General features: G+C 48.5%; 2 rRNA genes. Both read left to right on the forward strand.

Annotation, left to right across the window (positions count from 1 at the left end):
• Positions 1-111: ribosomal RNA gene (locus D3P07_RS26690) — 16S ribosomal RNA — on the forward strand; the annotation flags it as partial.
• A gap of 171 nt (positions 112-282) precedes the next feature.
• Positions 283-399: ribosomal RNA gene (gene rrf, locus D3P07_RS26695) — 5S ribosomal RNA — on the forward strand.
• Positions 400-594: the final 195 nt, after the last annotated feature.

Raw genomic sequence — 594 nt, forward strand, 5'->3', positions numbered from 1 at the left:
AGTCGGTGGGGTAACCCGCAAGGGAGCCAGCCGCCGAAGGTGGGGTAGATGATTGGGGTGAAGTCGTAACAAGGTAGCCGTATCGGAAGGTGCGGCTGGATCACCTCCTTTCTAAGGATATACCCGAGCCCGATGAGGTTCGGATCAGGAAGCATTGCTTCCACCATCTCAGGCAGATGTTGCTCGCTCGTTGTCAGTTTTGAAAGATCAATGATCTTTCGTAAAATGGTTGGGTCTTTTGCTGAGGAAACTCAGGAGGAGATTCGTCCGCAAAAACACCTGTTTGGTGGCGATGGCGGAGGGGAACCACGCGTTCCCATACCGAACACGACCGTTAAGCCCTCCAGCGCCGATGGTACTTGGACCGCAGGGTCCTGGGAGAGTAGGGCGTCGCCAAGCGGATATTTGTTTGCCAATATAACTATATAGACTTCCAACATTTTGGTGTTGAATGAGTCAAATGGTTATGGTAAACTCATATTCTTGTCGCTTATGCGGCAATTTGTTCCTTGAAAACTGGATAACGAAAGTAACAAGAAGTTTTGAATCTTATCTTCGGATAAGAAGAGAATCTTCTGCTGAAACATCCTTTAG

The organism is Paenibacillus sp. 1011MAR3C5, from assembly GCF_003591485.1.
Taxonomy (GTDB): Bacteria; Bacillota; Bacilli; order Paenibacillales; family Paenibacillaceae; genus Pristimantibacillus.